This is a genomic window from Collimonas pratensis (genome assembly GCF_001584185.1).
GTDB classification, from domain to species: Bacteria; Pseudomonadota; Gammaproteobacteria; order Burkholderiales; family Burkholderiaceae_D; genus Collimonas; species Collimonas pratensis.
This window is the reverse complement of sequence record NZ_CP013234.1, coordinates 3,724,706-3,740,890: the sequence shown is the minus strand read 5'-3', so window position 1 is coordinate 3,740,890 and position 16,185 is coordinate 3,724,706. Positions and strand designations below refer to the sequence as shown.

13 protein-coding genes are annotated in these 16,185 nt (G+C 54.7%); 7 read left to right on the top strand and 6 right to left on the bottom strand.

Features of this window, described 5'->3' with window-relative positions:
• Nucleotides 1–182 precede the first annotated feature (182 nt).
• Nucleotides 183–1,307: a hypothetical protein gene (locus CPter91_RS16745; RefSeq protein WP_150119733.1), complete on the bottom strand. Its 1,125-nt coding sequence runs from the start codon at nucleotides 1,305–1,307 to the stop codon at nucleotides 183–185.
• A 103-nt stretch (nucleotides 1,308–1,410) separates the two neighbouring features.
• Here CPter91_RS16745 and CPter91_RS16735 point away from each other — a divergent pair.
• Nucleotides 1,411–2,498 (top strand): IS3 family transposase gene (locus CPter91_RS16735; RefSeq protein ID WP_099047175.1). Its coding sequence is split into 2 segments (ribosomal slippage): nucleotides 1,411–1,663 and nucleotides 1,663–2,498, totalling 1,089 coding nucleotides; the frame shifts between segments, so codons are not numbered across the junction.
• A gap of 300 nt (nucleotides 2,499–2,798) precedes the next feature.
• Nucleotides 2,799–4,133, top strand: a complete 1,335-nt coding sequence (gene mauJ / locus CPter91_RS16730) for a methylamine utilization protein MauJ (protein WP_061942169.1) — start codon at nucleotides 2,799–2,801, stop codon at nucleotides 4,131–4,133.
• Between the two features lie 429 nt (nucleotides 4,134–4,562).
• Here the strand turns inward: mauJ and CPter91_RS16725 are convergent, their stop codons facing one another.
• The 4 genes from CPter91_RS16725 to CPter91_RS26590 form a co-directional block, all read right to left on the bottom strand.
• Nucleotides 4,563–5,462: a sterol desaturase family protein gene (locus CPter91_RS16725; protein ID WP_061942167.1), complete on the bottom strand. Its 900-nt coding sequence runs from the start codon at nucleotides 5,460–5,462 to the stop codon at nucleotides 4,563–4,565.
• Between the two features lie 278 nt (nucleotides 5,463–5,740).
• Nucleotides 5,741–6,709, bottom strand: a complete 969-nt coding sequence (locus CPter91_RS26600; protein WP_150119732.1) for an alpha/beta hydrolase family protein — start codon at nucleotides 6,707–6,709, stop codon at nucleotides 5,741–5,743.
• Between the two features lie 469 nt (nucleotides 6,710–7,178).
• Nucleotides 7,179–8,330, bottom strand: coding sequence for a hypothetical protein (locus CPter91_RS16720; protein WP_082792932.1), 1,152 nt, complete (start codon nucleotides 8,328–8,330; stop codon nucleotides 7,179–7,181).
• 662 nt (nucleotides 8,331–8,992) lie between these two features.
• Nucleotides 8,993–9,274 carry a hypothetical protein gene (locus tag CPter91_RS26590; RefSeq protein ID WP_150119730.1) on the bottom strand — a complete coding sequence of 94 codons (282 nt, stop codon included), beginning with the start codon at nucleotides 9,272–9,274 and terminating at the stop codon, nucleotides 8,993–8,995.
• A 98-nt stretch (nucleotides 9,275–9,372) separates the two neighbouring features.
• On the opposite strand from CPter91_RS26590, the gene CPter91_RS16715 reads away from it, so the two are divergent.
• The 3 genes from CPter91_RS16715 to CPter91_RS16705 all read left to right on the top strand — a co-directional run bounded on the left by CPter91_RS16715 (nucleotide 9,373) and on the right by CPter91_RS16705 (nucleotide 12,093).
• Nucleotides 9,373–10,236: a LysR family transcriptional regulator gene (locus CPter91_RS16715; protein ID WP_061942163.1), complete on the top strand. Its 864-nt coding sequence runs from the start codon at nucleotides 9,373–9,375 to the stop codon at nucleotides 10,234–10,236.
• A 166-nt stretch (nucleotides 10,237–10,402) separates the two neighbouring features.
• On the top strand, nucleotides 10,403–10,900 hold the full coding sequence (locus tag CPter91_RS16710) for a lipocalin-like domain-containing protein (RefSeq protein ID WP_099047215.1): 498 nt from the start codon (nucleotides 10,403–10,405) through the stop codon (nucleotides 10,898–10,900).
• A 305-nt stretch (nucleotides 10,901–11,205) separates the two neighbouring features.
• A complete protein-coding gene (locus CPter91_RS16705; protein WP_061942161.1) occupies nucleotides 11,206–12,093 on the top strand; it encodes a CsgG/HfaB family protein in 888 nt (295 codons plus the stop codon).
• Nucleotides 12,094–12,428: 335 nt separating this feature from the next.
• Here CPter91_RS16705 and CPter91_RS16700 read toward each other — a convergent pair whose 3' ends face one another.
• A complete protein-coding gene (locus CPter91_RS16700) occupies nucleotides 12,429–14,069 on the bottom strand; it encodes an acyl-CoA synthetase (RefSeq protein ID WP_061942159.1) in 1,641 nt (546 codons plus the stop codon).
• Nucleotides 14,070–14,191: 122 nt separating this feature from the next.
• Between CPter91_RS16700 and CPter91_RS16695 the strand changes: the two genes are divergently transcribed.
• Nucleotides 14,192–14,872: a Crp/Fnr family transcriptional regulator gene (locus CPter91_RS16695; protein WP_061942157.1), complete on the top strand. Its 681-nt coding sequence runs from the start codon at nucleotides 14,192–14,194 to the stop codon at nucleotides 14,870–14,872.
• A gap of 139 nt (nucleotides 14,873–15,011) precedes the next feature.
• Nucleotides 15,012–16,178 carry a serine hydrolase domain-containing protein gene (locus CPter91_RS16690; protein WP_061942154.1) on the top strand — a complete coding sequence of 389 codons (1,167 nt, stop codon included), beginning with the start codon at nucleotides 15,012–15,014 and terminating at the stop codon, nucleotides 16,176–16,178.
• Nucleotides 16,179–16,185: the final 7 nt, after the last annotated feature.

Genomic DNA, 16,185 nt, shown 5'->3' with positions numbered 1-16,185 from the left:
AAACGCGGGCGAAATTTGGGCGAAAATGGAGACAATGTGCGCCATCGCCAGACCACGCAGTTTTTGTTCCCCTCAGTATTTGCGGGGTCTGCGGCGGTCTGGTGTGGTTTGTAATGGTGGAGGCGGCGGGAATCGAACCCGCGTCATATCCATGTTTTCTGCCATATATAATAAAATCCAGACTACATGCTATCTTCTTCAAGTCCTGGTAGAACTAATGGCTCGGATGAGTTGAAAACTAACGGCGGAAACTCCATATTGTTGTGAATTTCATCGGCAATTTTCCTGAGCTCTTCCACATGAGCAATCCTATCCACGTTGTCGTCAGGGCTTTCTTGTTCGGATTCGGCCTCTTTAACAGGATCGGGAGGGATCAATCGCACTTCTAGCGTCACTCCGCTTGCGATCTCACGTGCTATGAAATTAAGGCTTTGTGAGAGTGCATTTTTAAGCTCATTTTTGCGGCCTGCGTCATTTTCCTTGTAGTTCGTATCGACTGTGTCGTCGGCAAGCGTCCGAATCTGAGACTCTAACCTTCCGTCCGTATCTGCTCGGACAGCTTCGAGCGCGCTGGCCGAGGTGCCACTTTTTGCTAATTTTGCAATCAATTCCTTTGAGTGGATCAAATCAGCAAGTATTTGGTTAACTGATCTTATGCACATCGAAATACCAAGAAGCACTGGAGGAGTCGAGAATAAATAGAATTGCCAGTCCGACGACGACATGACTCTAAGTTTTATTGGCTCTTTATCGGAGCTATACAGTTCGACAAAAGGAGAGAGAGAGTTATGCCAGTTGTTAGCTTTTTTTGATAAATCCTTCAGCGTCTTCGTTCCTTCTTCTACGGGAATGCTTATTCCAATTTCATTTTCACCTGGTTCGATTTCTGTGTATTCCACTCCAAGCTCGGTAAACGCATCATCTAATTGACCAATAGTGTCGTAGAATTTATTTATTTTTGAAGAGAATTGCTGCAAGGCTGCTGCCGCTTGCTGCGGAGCTAGTTGATTTGCACTTATAACATCTTTAACTCTTTCAAATAGTCTTGCTCCAATAAAAGAGCGTGCGCCAATTGAATCAAGATTCATCGAAAGGGTGGGGTGTGGATCGTTCAATGGTGCGGCTAGCAAGGACTGCCGTAGTTGTTCTAACGATTCCCTGAATGACAATGCTAGCCCTGGATCTGCGGGATTCGCACCTATTTGATTGAGCGTTTGTATGAGGGTTTCAATCTTTGCCGGTGTCTCCAATTTTTTTATTTCGTTTCGAAACGTCGAAATTGCAAAATGAAATTTTCCTAAATGCATTGATCGTCCCTTTTTTCAATTTATCGTCGGTCGGTAATCCCCCCACAAAAAAGTATCAGTTAAAAGTAGAATTTTCTTAAATGCGATTTTGAGGAAGTTTTACATGAAGACATCACGCTTTACCGAAAGTCAGATCATCAACATCTTGAAGCAGGCCGAGGCTGGCACGCCAGTGCCGGAGCTTTGTCGTGAGCACGGGATGAGTTCGGCCTCGTTCTACAAGTGGCGGAGCAAATACGGTGGCATGGACGCGTCGATGATGACGCGGATGAAAGAGTTGGAAGATGAGAACCGTCGACTCAAGAAGATGTACGCCGAAGAGAAGCTGAAGGCCGAGATCATTTCGGAGGCGATGCAAAAAAAGTGGTGAAGCCATCTCACCGACGTGAGATGGCACAAACGGCAGTCCGAGCGCATGGAATCAGCGTCAGCAGCGCATGCGCGACTTTCGCGATCAGCCAGACCTGCTATCGCTACAAGGCAAAGCTATCGGAAGATAACGAGCGTGTCGCGGACTGGTTAATCCGGCTGACCGCGAACCAGCGAAACTGGGGCTTCGGCCTTTGCTTCCTGTATCTGCGCAATGTCAAAGGATTCGGCTGGAACCACAAGCGCGTCTATCGGATATATCGAGAGCTAGAGTTGAATTTGCGAATCAAACCAAAAAAGCGGCTTACCAGAGCAAAGCCTGAACCGTTGTCGGTACCAACGTCGATCAACGACGTCTGGTCCATGGACTTCATGCACGATCAATTGTCGGATGGGCGTAGCATCCGCCTGTTCAACGTCATTGACGATTTTAATCGTGAAGGCTTAGGCATTGACGTCGATTTCTCCCTGCCGGCAGCCCGCGTCGTTCGGTCGCTTGACCAAATTATCGAATGGCGGGGAAAGCCGACGACGATCCGCTGTGACAACGGGCCCGAATACATCAGTTCGACACTGGCCGCGTGGGCGGAAAAGCACGGCATCCAAATCAGTTTTATTCAACCAGGACAGCCACAACAGAATGCTTATATCGAGCGCTACAACAGAACGGTTCGCTATGACTGGCTCGCACATTACCTGTTCGAATCCGTCGAGGAGGTTCAGGAATTTGCGACGAAATGGCTCTGGACTTACAATCACGAACGCCCGAACATGGCGCTCGGCGGCATCACCCCGAAGCAGAAATTGGCCCTTGCGGCTTAGCCTCTACTTTTAACTTTGCTTAAAAATGGGGGGATTACCGGTCTGCTAACAGAAAGTTGCCATATTGTATCCCTGAAAAGTAGCAAAAAGAAGTTATCCTTTTCACTCTACAAATCTGCAATTGGATAACGCAAGTAGCCAAATTTTTCTTGTACTTTGAAAACAAGGGCGAATTGTTATGGTGCATTGGGAGAGGGGTATCGCACCGACTTGCAAGCTGCTCATCGCGGATGCCGAGCCGGAACATGTGACCGAAATCTTGAAGCGTGCCGCCAAGGCGCCGACCGAGTCTGGGCGGCTATGAAGACCCCCTACGTCCCGCATTTATTCGGCGCTGCCGCCCTGGCTTATATCAACGGCCGTCAGGGCTGGTTGTCTGTAGGTGTGGTTTCGTCGATTGCTTGGCCGCAGCAGGATGTTTGGCTCGAGTACGACGGGCAGGAGTACTTCCTTCAAGGTGTGAAGCCCAAGCAGGAAGGCGAGGTGCGCAGCGCGCCGGGCATTAGCACACCTGCCGAGCAAGGCAACATTGACGAGGCGATGGCGCGGCTGTATCGCTTTACGTCCATTCTTGGCTTCTACAAACGCGGTTATGTTGATATCACGCACCGAAACTGGGGAAGCTTCATCGTTCGCTTCGGGGCCGTTCGGGACGTCTATACCGAGATCATGCAGGGAGGTCCGCACGGATTCGATTGCAACCACATGCCCATCATTGCGAATGACCAGACGCGAAAGGCGCTGGCGTTTTTGCGTGAGGGGCGCCGCTTGAGCCGAGTTCATGATGCCTACAGCTTTCTGAGCTTCTTCAAGGTCATCGAAAGTCAGATGCCAGGCGAGCAGCGCAAAGAGTGGGTCGGTAAAAACCTGGATCAGCTAGCCGAAGAGCGAGCCGTCAAACGCATAAAGGAACTGCGCGACCAGGGCATCGATGTCAACAAGCATCTGTTCGACTCGGGACGTTGCGCGGTGGCTCATGCGAATATCGGCAACATCATCGTGGACCCCGATATTCCGGCGGATCGCCAGCGCATCGCAACGGACTTATGCGTCATGGAGGCATTGGCTAATCGCTACATCAGGGTTGAAGCTGGGGTGCCCGACGAGATGGATGTGTACTCGAACCGCGACCGACTCACTCCCTGGTATCCGCTAATGATGTCCGAAGCGGTGGAGACGCTTAAAGCCGGCGGTGCCGTCGAGGATGTTGTGCAGCTCGGGCAGCTTAAAGGGGCTGCGGTTTCGGTGAGCCTATGGCCCCATCCACCTGCCGACCAGTTTCGAGAGATGAAGCTGCTACCTACTGATAGTGGTGATGGCGTCCTGCGGTTCGTCACGTTAAGCGCTCGCGGCACCATTGTGCTAGCGTTCGCCATGGACGTGGCGAATGGAAAGTTGCATACGTTGCTCAATGAATGCGGCTTTCGACAGGGGGCCGAGATAATCGAGCAGGACATTGAGGACTACACCCGTTATTTCCATAGCGTTATCGGCAACGGTAAGGTGGAAATGCGCATCAAGGGCGACGTGGAGCCGGTCGACTGCGAGGTCGTCTTACCCGTTAACATCATTCCTCAAATACCAGAAGAGGCAGTGCAGCGGGCGCTGGAGCAGTTCAGGCGTAGCCGACAATAGGCGGAAGTGCCTACCGACACTGCGCCTATAGAGTGATCCGCTACTTCAGCCTGATAGGTATATAACGTACAAATCCTGCCGCTGCAATCACCGCAATAGATCGGGGGGGTGTGCCGCATTAGCTGCCGATATTTTTCGGTATGGTATTTTTCATGGTATTTGATGGCGATGTGTAAGGTAGAGTCAATTAAACATTGGGTGTTTTCTATTAATTGATAATTGAGTGGGAATGATCTGAGGTCTAGCACTCGCTAGTACTCAAAAGTAGAAAATGCCTGAAAGCCCGCGTAAATGCGGGCTTTTTTTGTGCGGCACTGTCTGGTGACCTGCCGGCTTTTTCGGATAAATATCCATCTAGGTTACAACCAAATCTCACCCTGACACTATTACAGTCGTCCTAACACCGTAAAAGTGGCCGGATTTTAAAGACTATCGCGTATTTCTCAATACAGACTTCCGCCTAAGGTCTTCGGTCGTTTCCCCATTTCCATCATGTCGCCAACCCGGTGGCTTCAGTAAGTAGGTCAAACCTTCTCCTGCTGATCGCGCCATTTTCAGATCATGAGCCAACTTTCTCCATTCGTCGAATTCGATGGCGAGCAGATTGTAAGTTTTTACAGGCGTTACTAATCCGAAGTGACACGGTACATCGGCTCTCTCGCTGATGTACGTACCAAAGAGGCGATCAAAAATAATCAGCACGCCGCCGTAATTTCCGTCTAGATATTCTAGATTCGACGCATGGTGTACGCGATGAGCCGACGGGGTGTTAAGCAGCCACTCCAACGGTCCAAGGCGTGGAATCCAGGTTGCGTGAATCCAGAACTGATATAAGAGATTGAGCGACAACAACATCAAGACAATACGCGGTGGCATGCCGAGCAACGGGGCAAGCATGAAGAATAGTAACGAGCCCGTAAGACGCCCGGTCCATCCAAAACGGTATGCTGCCGACAAATTGAGCTGATTGGGAGAATGGTGAACAGCATGGGTACACCAGAACCATCGCACTCGGTGCGCCATGCGGTGATACCAATAATAGAAGAACTCTTGCCCAACAAAGCATGCAAGCCAGCCGCTCCAATGGGACATTGGCAACGTCCATAGCCGATGTCGCCAGAACCAATCCATCATATCGATCCAAAACAGCAATGGGAGCAACCAGTGCAATGGATATTCGCGGATTAGGAAGTCGACCACTGATACGCAAGCCGCCTTCCAGTCATAAGCATCTCTCCCTAGCGTAATCGATAGTACGATTGCTTCGAAGATTGAAGACAGCAGGACTATGACGACAGAAAATTTGAGGATTGTAGACAAAACGCTCATGGTGTTTCACCAGTAAGAAGATGTGGAGAAGCATAATGCTGAGATTTTTCTATGGCAATTAATTTGGAACGAATATCGCAAGAAGTCAGCTAGCCGCGTTATCCCCGATCCAAAGACGTGGGCGAAATTTGGGCGAAAATGGAGACCATTTGAGCCATCTCCAGACCTCGCAGATTTTGTAACCCCTAGCAATTATGAGGTCTGTGGCGGTCTGGTGTGATTTGTAATAGTGGAGGCGGCGGGAATCGAACCCGCGTCTAAAATTGAATGTAATGCTGTTAAAGGTAGGTGTGGAAGAATCGGGCAATTGTCGATTCGATATGTAGGTGTATAGCTGCCCGATCTACGCCCGGTGGGTCTTGGCAAATCTCCGGTGCGGACGAGCGCAAGGAATCTGTGCAGACATCAGTAAAGATGAAATGGCCACCTGGTACGGTTTGATATTGTGGTGGTTGAGGTAATGCAGTAGAAAGACCTAATGCATTAGCTTCAGCGGGAAGCGCGCTTTTCTCGGGGTGAAAGATGAGAACGGGCATCGTCACAGATGTAAGCTCTTCATGCTGAAAGGGGATTGCAAACGGGTCAAGAAGTACGATTGCTTTCAGGCTAAGTCTAGATGGCAATGCTGTTTTTTCAACCCTCAGATTTTGCTTTGAGGCGCCTTCGTTTCCACCAGGCGCGTCTTGACAGGACATGACATCGCCAGAGTGCGTGTCGCAATATGAATCAACATGAGCCATGTTGGGAAATGCACCTGCAGTTTCAAGTGTGACTGCGCCCCCTAGAGAGAATCCGAGCATACCCAACCGCGTGGTATCGATATGCGAATTGAACCGAGAATCAGATGCTACTGCATCGAACGCCAATTTAACTTGAAGTGGTCTGTCGAGCAGGCGAGTTTTACCGTGAGCAGGTGCAATAACTATATAACCCTGTCGAGCAAGATATGCCGATAATTCACCAAGCACGAACGGACTGCCCCCAGTTATGCCGCCGCCGTGCGACATTAAAATCACCGGGAACCTGCCTGAGGCTATGGTCGCATTCCGACTTGCTTGAATCTGAAATGGACCTACTTGCCACGGAATTTCCTCATCTTGGGTGGGATACCAGACTAAGGTTTCGACGGACTGGCTGGCTGGAATGGTGAAGCGAATGATTCCTGCGTGAAGCGACTCCTGTTCGCTCGAAGCATTAGTGGCCGGTGCAACAAACAGTATGAATATTGTCAGGAGCAATGCGCACATTTAAATTCCTTTAGCATTGTGAAGGATGCCAGCATCTCTTTTTTGACAAGAAACGGTCAATATCACTGCGACGAAATGCGATATTTGACGGACAAGGCGTAAATACCTCGTGGCCTAACGTACAAATCCTGCCCCTGCAATCACCGCAATAGATCGGTTATGTTTGCCACATTCGCTACCGATATTTTCAATATGGTATTTGATGGTGGTGTAACAGGTAGAGTCAATTAAAAATTGGGTATTTTCTATTAATTGATAATTGATAATTGAGTGGGAGTGATCTGAGGTCAGGCGCTCGCCAGGACTCAAAAGTAGAAAGTGCCTGAAAGCCCGCGTAAATGCGGGCTTTTTTGCTTTATGGTTCAGCATTGATTGGCAGGCCTATGAGTAGCCCAACCGTCGCAAATTGTAAGCAGCAATTTCCCAACGCCCATTAATGAGCGTTGGTCACCTCTTTTTTCAGCCTGCCTCAGTTACTAGCAGTAAATTGAATGTAGGGACTCGCTGCAGCCGTTCCAGCGCTGGCGGTACATTTTCCCAAGGTCAGGTTGTTGGTCTCTCCTGTGGAGCCATGTCCGGCGGGGCCAAGACAGGTTGGTGCATGGGTGCCGCCATCGTTGATGGCGAGTTTCACGCTGACGGAGGAACCTTTGTTGAAGGATGCCTGGGATCCGCCGCCGTTGCCCACCAGAGTGAATTCCGCTTGCTTCCACCAGATTGCGGCAAACACCGTGCTGTCAGAAACTTTATCCGCATAGACATCCTTGCCAACGGTCAGCGTGACCACATCGTTGCCACTCGACGATGCGGAGCCGGCCAGTTTCATATTGGCTAGCTGAGAGATGGCGAATTGAGGGGTGCTGACGCCGTTGCTGTTATGAACGCATGCGGGGCCACTGCTGTCCGTGGCGTCATCCCAGCCGGCGGAGGCTGGACAGCCGGCGCTGTCGTAGTCGGCCTGCGAAGGGAACACCCAGCTTTGTATGAAGGCCATAGGGTGAGTTCCATCCGTATAGGCATCCGTCGAGTAGAGATACTGTTCCCAAACGTTGCAAGAGCCGTAGCCAAGTTTTGCGCATGCAGTCGTTGAGGCGTTGATATCCGTATTGAGCTGCAAGGTATATTGATTCGCCCCGATGGTTCCATTGGACATCGAGCCGCCGAACAGTACATTGACTCCTTTTTCAGATTTCACGCCGCTTACCACTGGAAAGCTGCCCGTCGCAGATTGAATGATTCCCGCTGCCTGAGCGGCATAATCGGTGCCATTGCCAACGGTCTGTGGTTTTACCTCTTCCCTGCTCAAGGAACGGGCGACAGCTGAAGGCAGAACCGGCCGGCTGGAGCGATAGGTCGGCCGCGGTCCGCAAGTGACCTTCTCCCAATTGGCGCTAGGGTAGGATGCATGAAAGCAGCCAGCTGCAGGCGGACCCGCTTTCTTCATCTTTTCGTGCCAGGCCTGCAGTGCCGGTGCTTCTGCAAGCACATCAGGATTAGCATTGACGGCTGCGCTGTTCAAAACAAGGGGTTCAGCTGCCGCAGCGGTAACTGGGCTGGTTGCAATAGCGACAGCGAGGGCTGTCGCAAAAAAATATGTGCTCTTTTTTGTAAATGAGTGCATTTTTTTCTCTATCAGGTGAATTGTTGATCAAACAGTTCTATATGCGTGTGTCGCAGGCGGCGCTGCAAGCAAACAACCAGCGCAATAAGTGCAATAAGCGTCAGTGAAATCCGGTTCAAATGGGCCCGTCGGTGCTTACCTATCCTTTCTGGCGGCACTACCGTGACGACTGCCACGGCAGCGATCGCAAATCCAACACCTGGTTTTTTGCGTAAAACGAAGTCGTTTCACTGGAAGCGACTTCCCCCACGAATGCAAAACGTCTTGCATCCATCTTCTGAAATTCATGTGTGGGGAACGCCAACGAAGCTGGCTTCAGTTGATGCGCTCTTACTAGGCTTGCCCCTCGAGAAGAAAAAAGGGGGCACGTTTCCTTAAGAAAACTTGTAAGTGTTTGTAAGTTTGGGGCTATGCCCACTGCTCAGGGCGTGGCGGCGAGGCGGACCTTGGACATCACCCATGTAAAACCTGGGTGAAATTTGGACGGAGGGGAGATCTTTCCAGCGATCGCCAGACCTTGCAGTTTTTGCAATCCTGGTTATTCACGGGGCTCGCAGTAGTCTGGTGTGCTCCGTAATGATGGGGCGCGGGAATCTTGGGTAGAGGGGGCAATTCCAAAGCAAACAAACATACGGCACAAAATCATGTGCAAGCCGCGGCTTTCATAATTCGTTTCGTATGTTTGCCAGTCCAGCCCCGGTCATCGGGAATTGCGATGAACCCGCCCTGGCGCCAGCAGGCATCGGATGGCTTATGCTCTCGGCATCGACTGATGCCGCCATCACGGCGGTGTCGCCGCAGGCCGCTTCCTCGGCTTCCGCAGGTTTGCCGTCCGGTGCAAGTAGGCGTGTACTGGCATCACGAACGGCTTCGGCGGCCGGGCGGTCATTGCCGACGCTATTCTCTATTCTTGCGAATATCCTGTTTTCAAGTGAATTGCGCATTGTCGCTCCCAGCCAAAGTGGTACACAGTCAAGGGTAGCTGCTTGCGAGGCTGAACGAAATTAGCAAAAACTGCGGAGAGTAGGTGCATAATTGCACAATGCTTACACCTGACTGGGACGACCTGCGATATTTTCTGGCCTTGATTGACGCCGGAACGCTGTCTGGCGCAGCACGGGCGACCGGCGTCGAACACACGACAGTGGCAAGGCGCATCGATGCCCTTGAAGCTGCCTTGGGAATGCTCTTGTTTGATCGTTTTCCAAAGGGCTGGTCACTGACCACCATGGGCAACGCTTTAGTGCCGCATGCCCGCAAGATGGCGGATGACATGCACGGACTGATGCGCGTCGCCAGCGGTTCGGCATCGCTCAGCGGCGTGGTGCGCGTGTCGGCGCCGCCAGCCTTGGCGGCGTATTTGCTGGCGCCGCGCTTGAAGGACATGCTGCGGCGGCTGCCTGGCATCGAGGTGGATTTGCGCGGTGAAACGCGCACGACAGATCTGACGCGGCGCGAATCTGACATCGCTCTGCGTTTTCATCGTCCCGCCGCGCCGGGTCTGGCGGTACGCCAATTGACCAGTGTGGAATATGGCTTGTACGCAAATGCCCAATATCTGGCCGAGCGCAGCCCGCAGCAATGGGAGTTTCTCGGTTACGACGAGCTGTTACGTGACGCTCCGCAGCAGCTGTGGCTGGATAAAATCCGAGGCGAGCGCCGCTACTGCTTGCGCTCGAACGATCTCGGCACCTTATTCCAGGCCGCCGTCGCCGGCTGCGGCGTTGCCGTCTTGCCGCATTCTTTTTTCAACTTCCAGCGCAACGACCTGATCGTCGTCGATACTGAAGTGTGCCCGGTGAAGCGCAAGCTCTGGCTCATCATGCATGAAGACGTGCGACGCTCTGCACCAGTGCGCGCGGTCGCCGACGAAATCGTCGCGCTGTTTTTACCGGCAGACGTTTGAGTCTTCCACGCACAATTCCTTAATCCGGCTGCCTGCCAAGCTGGAGTTGCAAGTTAGCTCCGGTCGCTGTGCAAATATGCAGGGATCACGTGCATATTTCACTAATTCCATTCAGTGTCGCCTGGCGTTAATGTAGCCATCAGCCAATCGACTACTGGAGATTCGAATGATGAAACTGCTGTCTACACTGTTCTGCCTGGGCGCGATCTTGTGGGTACCGGCCGCACAGGCCGCCGTCGAAATGCCGTTTCCGTTGGCCGGCAGCTGGACCCTGGTGGCCGCCGATCTGCTGCATCCGGACGGCAGCCGGACGCATGATTACGGCGAGGCGCCGAAAGGCATGCTGCAGATCGACAGCCACGGCCGCTACAGCGCCCAGATCTACAAATCCGAGCGCCCGCTGTTCGCCTCGGGCGACAAGAAGAGCGGCACTGCCGCCGAGTTCGAGGCCGCCGTCATGGGAACGAGCGCCCATTTCGGCACCCTTATGATCGACACGATGACGCACACGCTGATCTACAACATCGAGAGTTCGGCTTATAAAAACTGGGAAGGGACGCAGCAGAAACGCGTCTATGAGCTGCATGGCGACGAACTCAGCTACCAGGTGCCGGCGCGGCCGGACGGCCTGATTCCGATTTCAGTCTGGCGCCGCATCAAGTAGCCGGGGCGTTAGAACCCGCCAAGCCGACACGGATCGGTTGCTCATATCGCGTGCTGAAGAAGCGCACCGTGCGCACGTGATACAGCAGTTTCAATGTGTGGGAAACCTGCCAAATTGCAGCGGCTTCCGATCCGCACTGCATCCACCAAGCAGGTTCTGATCCCGCATTCGTAAAAGGCCTCGTGAGTTTTCCAGGCTAAGGGTGAGTTATTCCATCAACGGATGCGAGGACGCAATCCGGCCCTTGCGAGCCAAGAAAATGGGGAGAGGCCTGCACTGCGCATTTTTAAGGGGAGAAACAAGAAATGTCTAATCACCGTTTGCTTCGCATCTTGCCGGCATGCCTGACCGGCGCCATCCTGCTGAGCGCATGTTCCAACATGGACCTGGGCAACGCCGGCGCAAAAACCGAGGCCACCGGATCCGCTGGGGGATCCAATTCCACCAACGCCAACGCTACGCTCGAACACTGCGACCGTTCGCTCGGCACCCTCGCCATCATCGAAGATACCAGCGCGCCCTGGTATGGCGTGCTGACCGGTCAATACAAGCTCGGCTCCACCGTGCCGGTGCTCAAGCTGCTGGTGCAGCAGTCCAACTGCTTCGTGGTGGTCGAGCGCGGTCGTGGCTTGACGGGCGTTCTGGGCGAGCGCGCCCTGCAGCAATCCGGCGAGCTGCGCAACAATTCGAATTTCGGCAAGGGCAAGATCGTCTCGGCCGACTACGGCCTCAATCCTTCGATCACCTTCAGCAACAATAACGCCGGCGGCGCCGGCGCCAGCGTCGCGGGTCTGTTTGGCGGCCTCGGCGGCGTGGTCGCCGGCCTGGCTGGCAACATCAACAGCAAGGAAGCCAGCACCTTGCTGAACCTGGTCGACAACCGTTCCGGCGTGCAGGTGGCAGCGGCCGAAGGCAGCGCCAAGAGCACGGACTTCGGCGCCATCGGCAAGCTGTTCGGCAACAGCGCGGCGGGCAGTGCGGGCGGTTATTCGAACACGGCGGAAGGCAAGGTGATCGTGGCGGCCTTTACCGATTCCTATAACAACATCGTGCGCGCCGTGAAGAACTATCATGCGCAAAGCGTGGCCGGAGGGCTGGGCACGGGTGGTCAGTTGGCGGTCCAGGGCGATGGCGACAACGGCACACCGGTCCCCTCCAAGAAGAAAACGGCCAAGCGTCCGTCGCCCCAATAAATCTTTCAATCGTCACCGCCAGACCTGGTCGCTTTTATGCCTCTTGCGAGTCGGACGCAGGGTTGCCGACGAGAGTAGTCATTGGTGTCAGGCAATGCTTATTGTCATTTCCTTAGTCTGTCTTAAGGTGATCTTAATGTTATTGAATGGATTCCTCTTTATACTTGCCTCGTCACTCACCATGACAACATCACCTCTCCCTGATGTTCCCTTTGCCCGCAAACGACAAGTTGGCGGGCATTTTTTTGTCGGCAGCATAGGGCGCCGACCTCGCGCCAGCCCGACACGGAAATTCCCTCCGGCATCGGTGGCCAGAGCCTTGTTTAGAGACCTGCTTAATTCTGCTCGTCTATCGCCGAATTCGAGCGCATCCGTTTACGCAATTCAAATTTTTGTATCTTGCCGGTCGAGGTTTTCGGCAGCGGGCCGAAGTAGACCGCTTTGGGCACCTTGAATCCGGCCAGGATGTTCTTGCAGAACACGATGAGTGCTTCTTCCGTGAGAGTGCTGCCTTCTTTCAGTTCAACAAAGGCGCACGGCGTTTCACCCCATTTGCGGTCAGGCTGGGCGACTACGGCCGCGGCCAGCACCTCGGGATGCCGGTACAGCGCATCTTCGACTTCGACGCTGGAAATGTTCTCGCCGCCGGAAATGATGATGTCCTTGCTGCGATCCTTGAGCTTGATGTAGCCATCGCTGCCGATCACGCCGAGGTCGCCGGTATGGAACCAGCCGCCGGCGAAGGCATCTAGCGTCGCTTTCTGGTTTTTCAGATAGCCTTTCATGCAGATGTTCCCGCGAAACATGATCTCGCCGATTTCCTCGCCATTGGCAGCTACCGCCTGCATGGTGTCTGGATTGAGCACCGCAATCGCGCTTTGCAGATGATAGCGTACGCCCTGGTGGGATTTCCTGGCGGCGCGCAGTTCGGCAGGCAGGCTGTTCCAATCTTCCTGTTCGGCACAGACCGAGGCCGGTCCATACACTTCGGTCAGGCCATACACATGCACCAGGTCGAAGCCCATGGCTTCCATGCTGGCCAGGACTGCCGGCGGCGGCGGGGCGCCGGCAACCATGCCGCGCACGGTGTGTTGTATGCCCTGGCGCCAGTTTTCGGGAGCATTGGCCAAGGCGGCATGCACAATCGGCGCTGCGCAATAGTGCGTGATGCGATGCTCGCGGATCAGGTCGAATACCAGCTTCGGCTCGAATTTCCGCAGGCAGACGTTGATGCCTGCGCGCGCGGCAATCGTCCAAGGAAAACACCAGCCGTTGCAATGAAACATGGGCAGCGTCCATAAATAGACGGGATGCTTGGGCAGGTCCCATTCCAGGATATTCGAGATGGCATTCAGGGCAGCGCCGCGATGGTGATACACCACGCCCTTAGGATCGCCGGTGGTGCCGGATGTATAGTTCAGCGCGATGGCATCCCATTCGTCTGCCGGCAACTGCCACTGGAAAGCGGGATCGCCGCTGCCCAGCAAGCTTTCGTAGTCGGTATTGCCGAATGCCGGATCGTCCGGTCCGAGGATGTCGTTGACTGCGACCACATACAGGCCGGGAATCTGTTGCGCCAGCTGACGCGCCGCATCGGCGAATTCGCTGTCTGCCAGCAGCACCTTGGCTTCGCCATGGCGCAGCATGAATGCCAGCGAGGGCAGATCAAGCCTGATATTGAGCGCATTCAGCACGGCGCCAGCCATCGGCACGCCGAAATGGGCCTCTACCATGGCGGGCGTATTCGGCAACATCGCGGCCACCGTGTCGCCTTTTTCGACGCCGAGCCGGCGCAAGCCGCTGGCCAGCCGACAGGCGCGCAGATAAGTGTCGCGCCAGTTCTGGCGCAGCGGACCGTGCGCGATCGCCAGCCGCTTGCCGTATACTTCGGCGGCGCGCGCAATATAGTCAATCGGGCTGAGTGCGGCAAAATTGGCGGAATTCTTGGCAAGCCCGGAATCGTAGTCGACCGTCATGATAGGTGTCTCCTGAGGAAAATGAACATTCTCCCGTTCTGTGCGGGATGTATTTAGCCTAGCCTACCACTTACGGCTACAACGGTTTGTCGTCTCAATGACAGCTTAAGGACAGTAATCGCATGGACAATACCGAGCAGCTTGGCGAGCACGACTGGTTTGTGGCGCTTTCCGCCTCACATCAGGCGCTGGTGCAATCAACGGTTGTGATGCAACGCTTCGCCGCAGGGGCGTTCGTTGCCCATCGCGGTCAGCTGTCGCAATATTGGATCGGCGTGCACAGTGGTTTGATCAAGCTGGCGGTTTACAGCGTGGAGGGGCGCGGCGCGACGTTTTCCGGCGTGCCTGCAGGCGGCTGGTGCGGTGAAGGCAGCGTCATCAAGCGTGAATTGCGCCGATATGACGTGATCGCGCTGCGCGATTCGGAGATCATGCTGGTGCCGGCCGAGATCTTCCACACCTTGCTGGCGCAAAGCCTGCCTTTTACCGCCTTCGTGATCCGCCAGCTGAATGAGCGCATGGGCCAGTTTATCGCGATGATCCAGAATGAAAGGCTGCTGGGAGTTGATGCCCAGGTGGCGCAGGCGATCGCCCAATTGTTTCATCCCATGCTATATCCGCGGACATCCGAGGTGCTGGAGCTATCCCAGGAAGAAATCGGCATGCTCACAGGCCTTTCGCGGCAACGGGTGAATCAGGCTTTGCAGCACTTGGCTGAACTGAAGCTGATCAATCTTTCCTACCAGTCGATCCGGGTGGTCGATTTGCCGGGTTTGCGCGGTTTCGGACTGGCGCAACTGTGACCGGCTGCCAGTCTCAGGCTACGATGCGGTGATTCCGAAAAAAATGCCGGCAATGATATTTGCCATGGCATTTGGCGGGAGAGTGATCTATAACGTCAATTTGATGCGCCAACTGACGACAGCCGGGAGGACTACCCACATGCCGCAAACCAGGACAGGCGGATTCGCCGACGATCGATTTTCAGCCGCAAGAGAGGCGTTCGAGGCCAACTTTGCGAACGGAGAGGAACTGGGCGCCTCGTTTTGCGCCACGGTAGAGGGCGAGACGGTAGTCGACCTGTGGGGCGGCTATGCCGACGAGGAAAAGAGCCGGCCCTGGGCGCGTGACACCATCGTCAACGTCTACTCCATCACCAAGACCATGACGGCGCTGACGGCACTGCTGCTGGCAGATCGCGGCGAGCTCGATTTTTCTGCGCCGGTGGCCAGCTACTGGCCCGAGTTTGCCGCCAACGGCAAGGATCGCATCACCGTCGCTCAGCTGATGAGCCACACCTCCGGCCTTTCGGGCTGGCGACCGGCGGTCAGCGGTGCGGATTTTTACGATTGGGATAAAGTGACGTCGATGCTGGCCGCCCAGGCGCCGCTATGGGAGCCGGGGACAGCCTCCGGTTATCACGTCTATACCTTCGGTTTTCTGATCGGCGAGGTAGTGCGCCGCATCACCGGCAAGAGCCTCGGCACCGTGTTCCGCGAAGAGATCGCAGAGCCGCTGGGCGCGGATTTCTGGATCGGTTTGCCGGGCTCGGAAGACCATCGCGTGGCCAATCTTGCAGGGGGCGAGTCGCCGCCCGGCACGGCGAATTTGCAGCTCACGGACGTGCAGAGGATCACCTTCATCGACACCCAGACCGATGTGCCGTCAACCCGCACCCGAGTCTGGCGCGGCGCTGAAATTCCTGCCGCCAACGGCCACGGCAATGCCCGTTCCATCGCCGAGATCCACGCTTTGCTGGCCAATGGCGGCGTCGCCAAGGGCAAGCGGATCATGTCCGAGGCCGGCTGCCGCAAGGCGCTCGAGCAGCAGATAGACGGCCCCGACCTGGCCATGGGCCGCAGGCAGGTCCGTTTCGGCTTGGGTTTCGGCCTGCCGAGCGCGATCCTGGCGTTGACACCGTTAAACCCCAACTCTCTTTTCTGGGCCGGCGGTGGCGGCTCCTTTGTCCTGATCGACGTGGATGCGCGCACCACCTTCGCTTACGCCATGAACAAGATGCAGCGCAGCTTGATGGGCGACGAACGTTCTTTCCGCATCATTCGCGCCATGTGGCAGGCACTGGGAGCCGGCCCCGAAAAGGCGGCCTGAGAATATC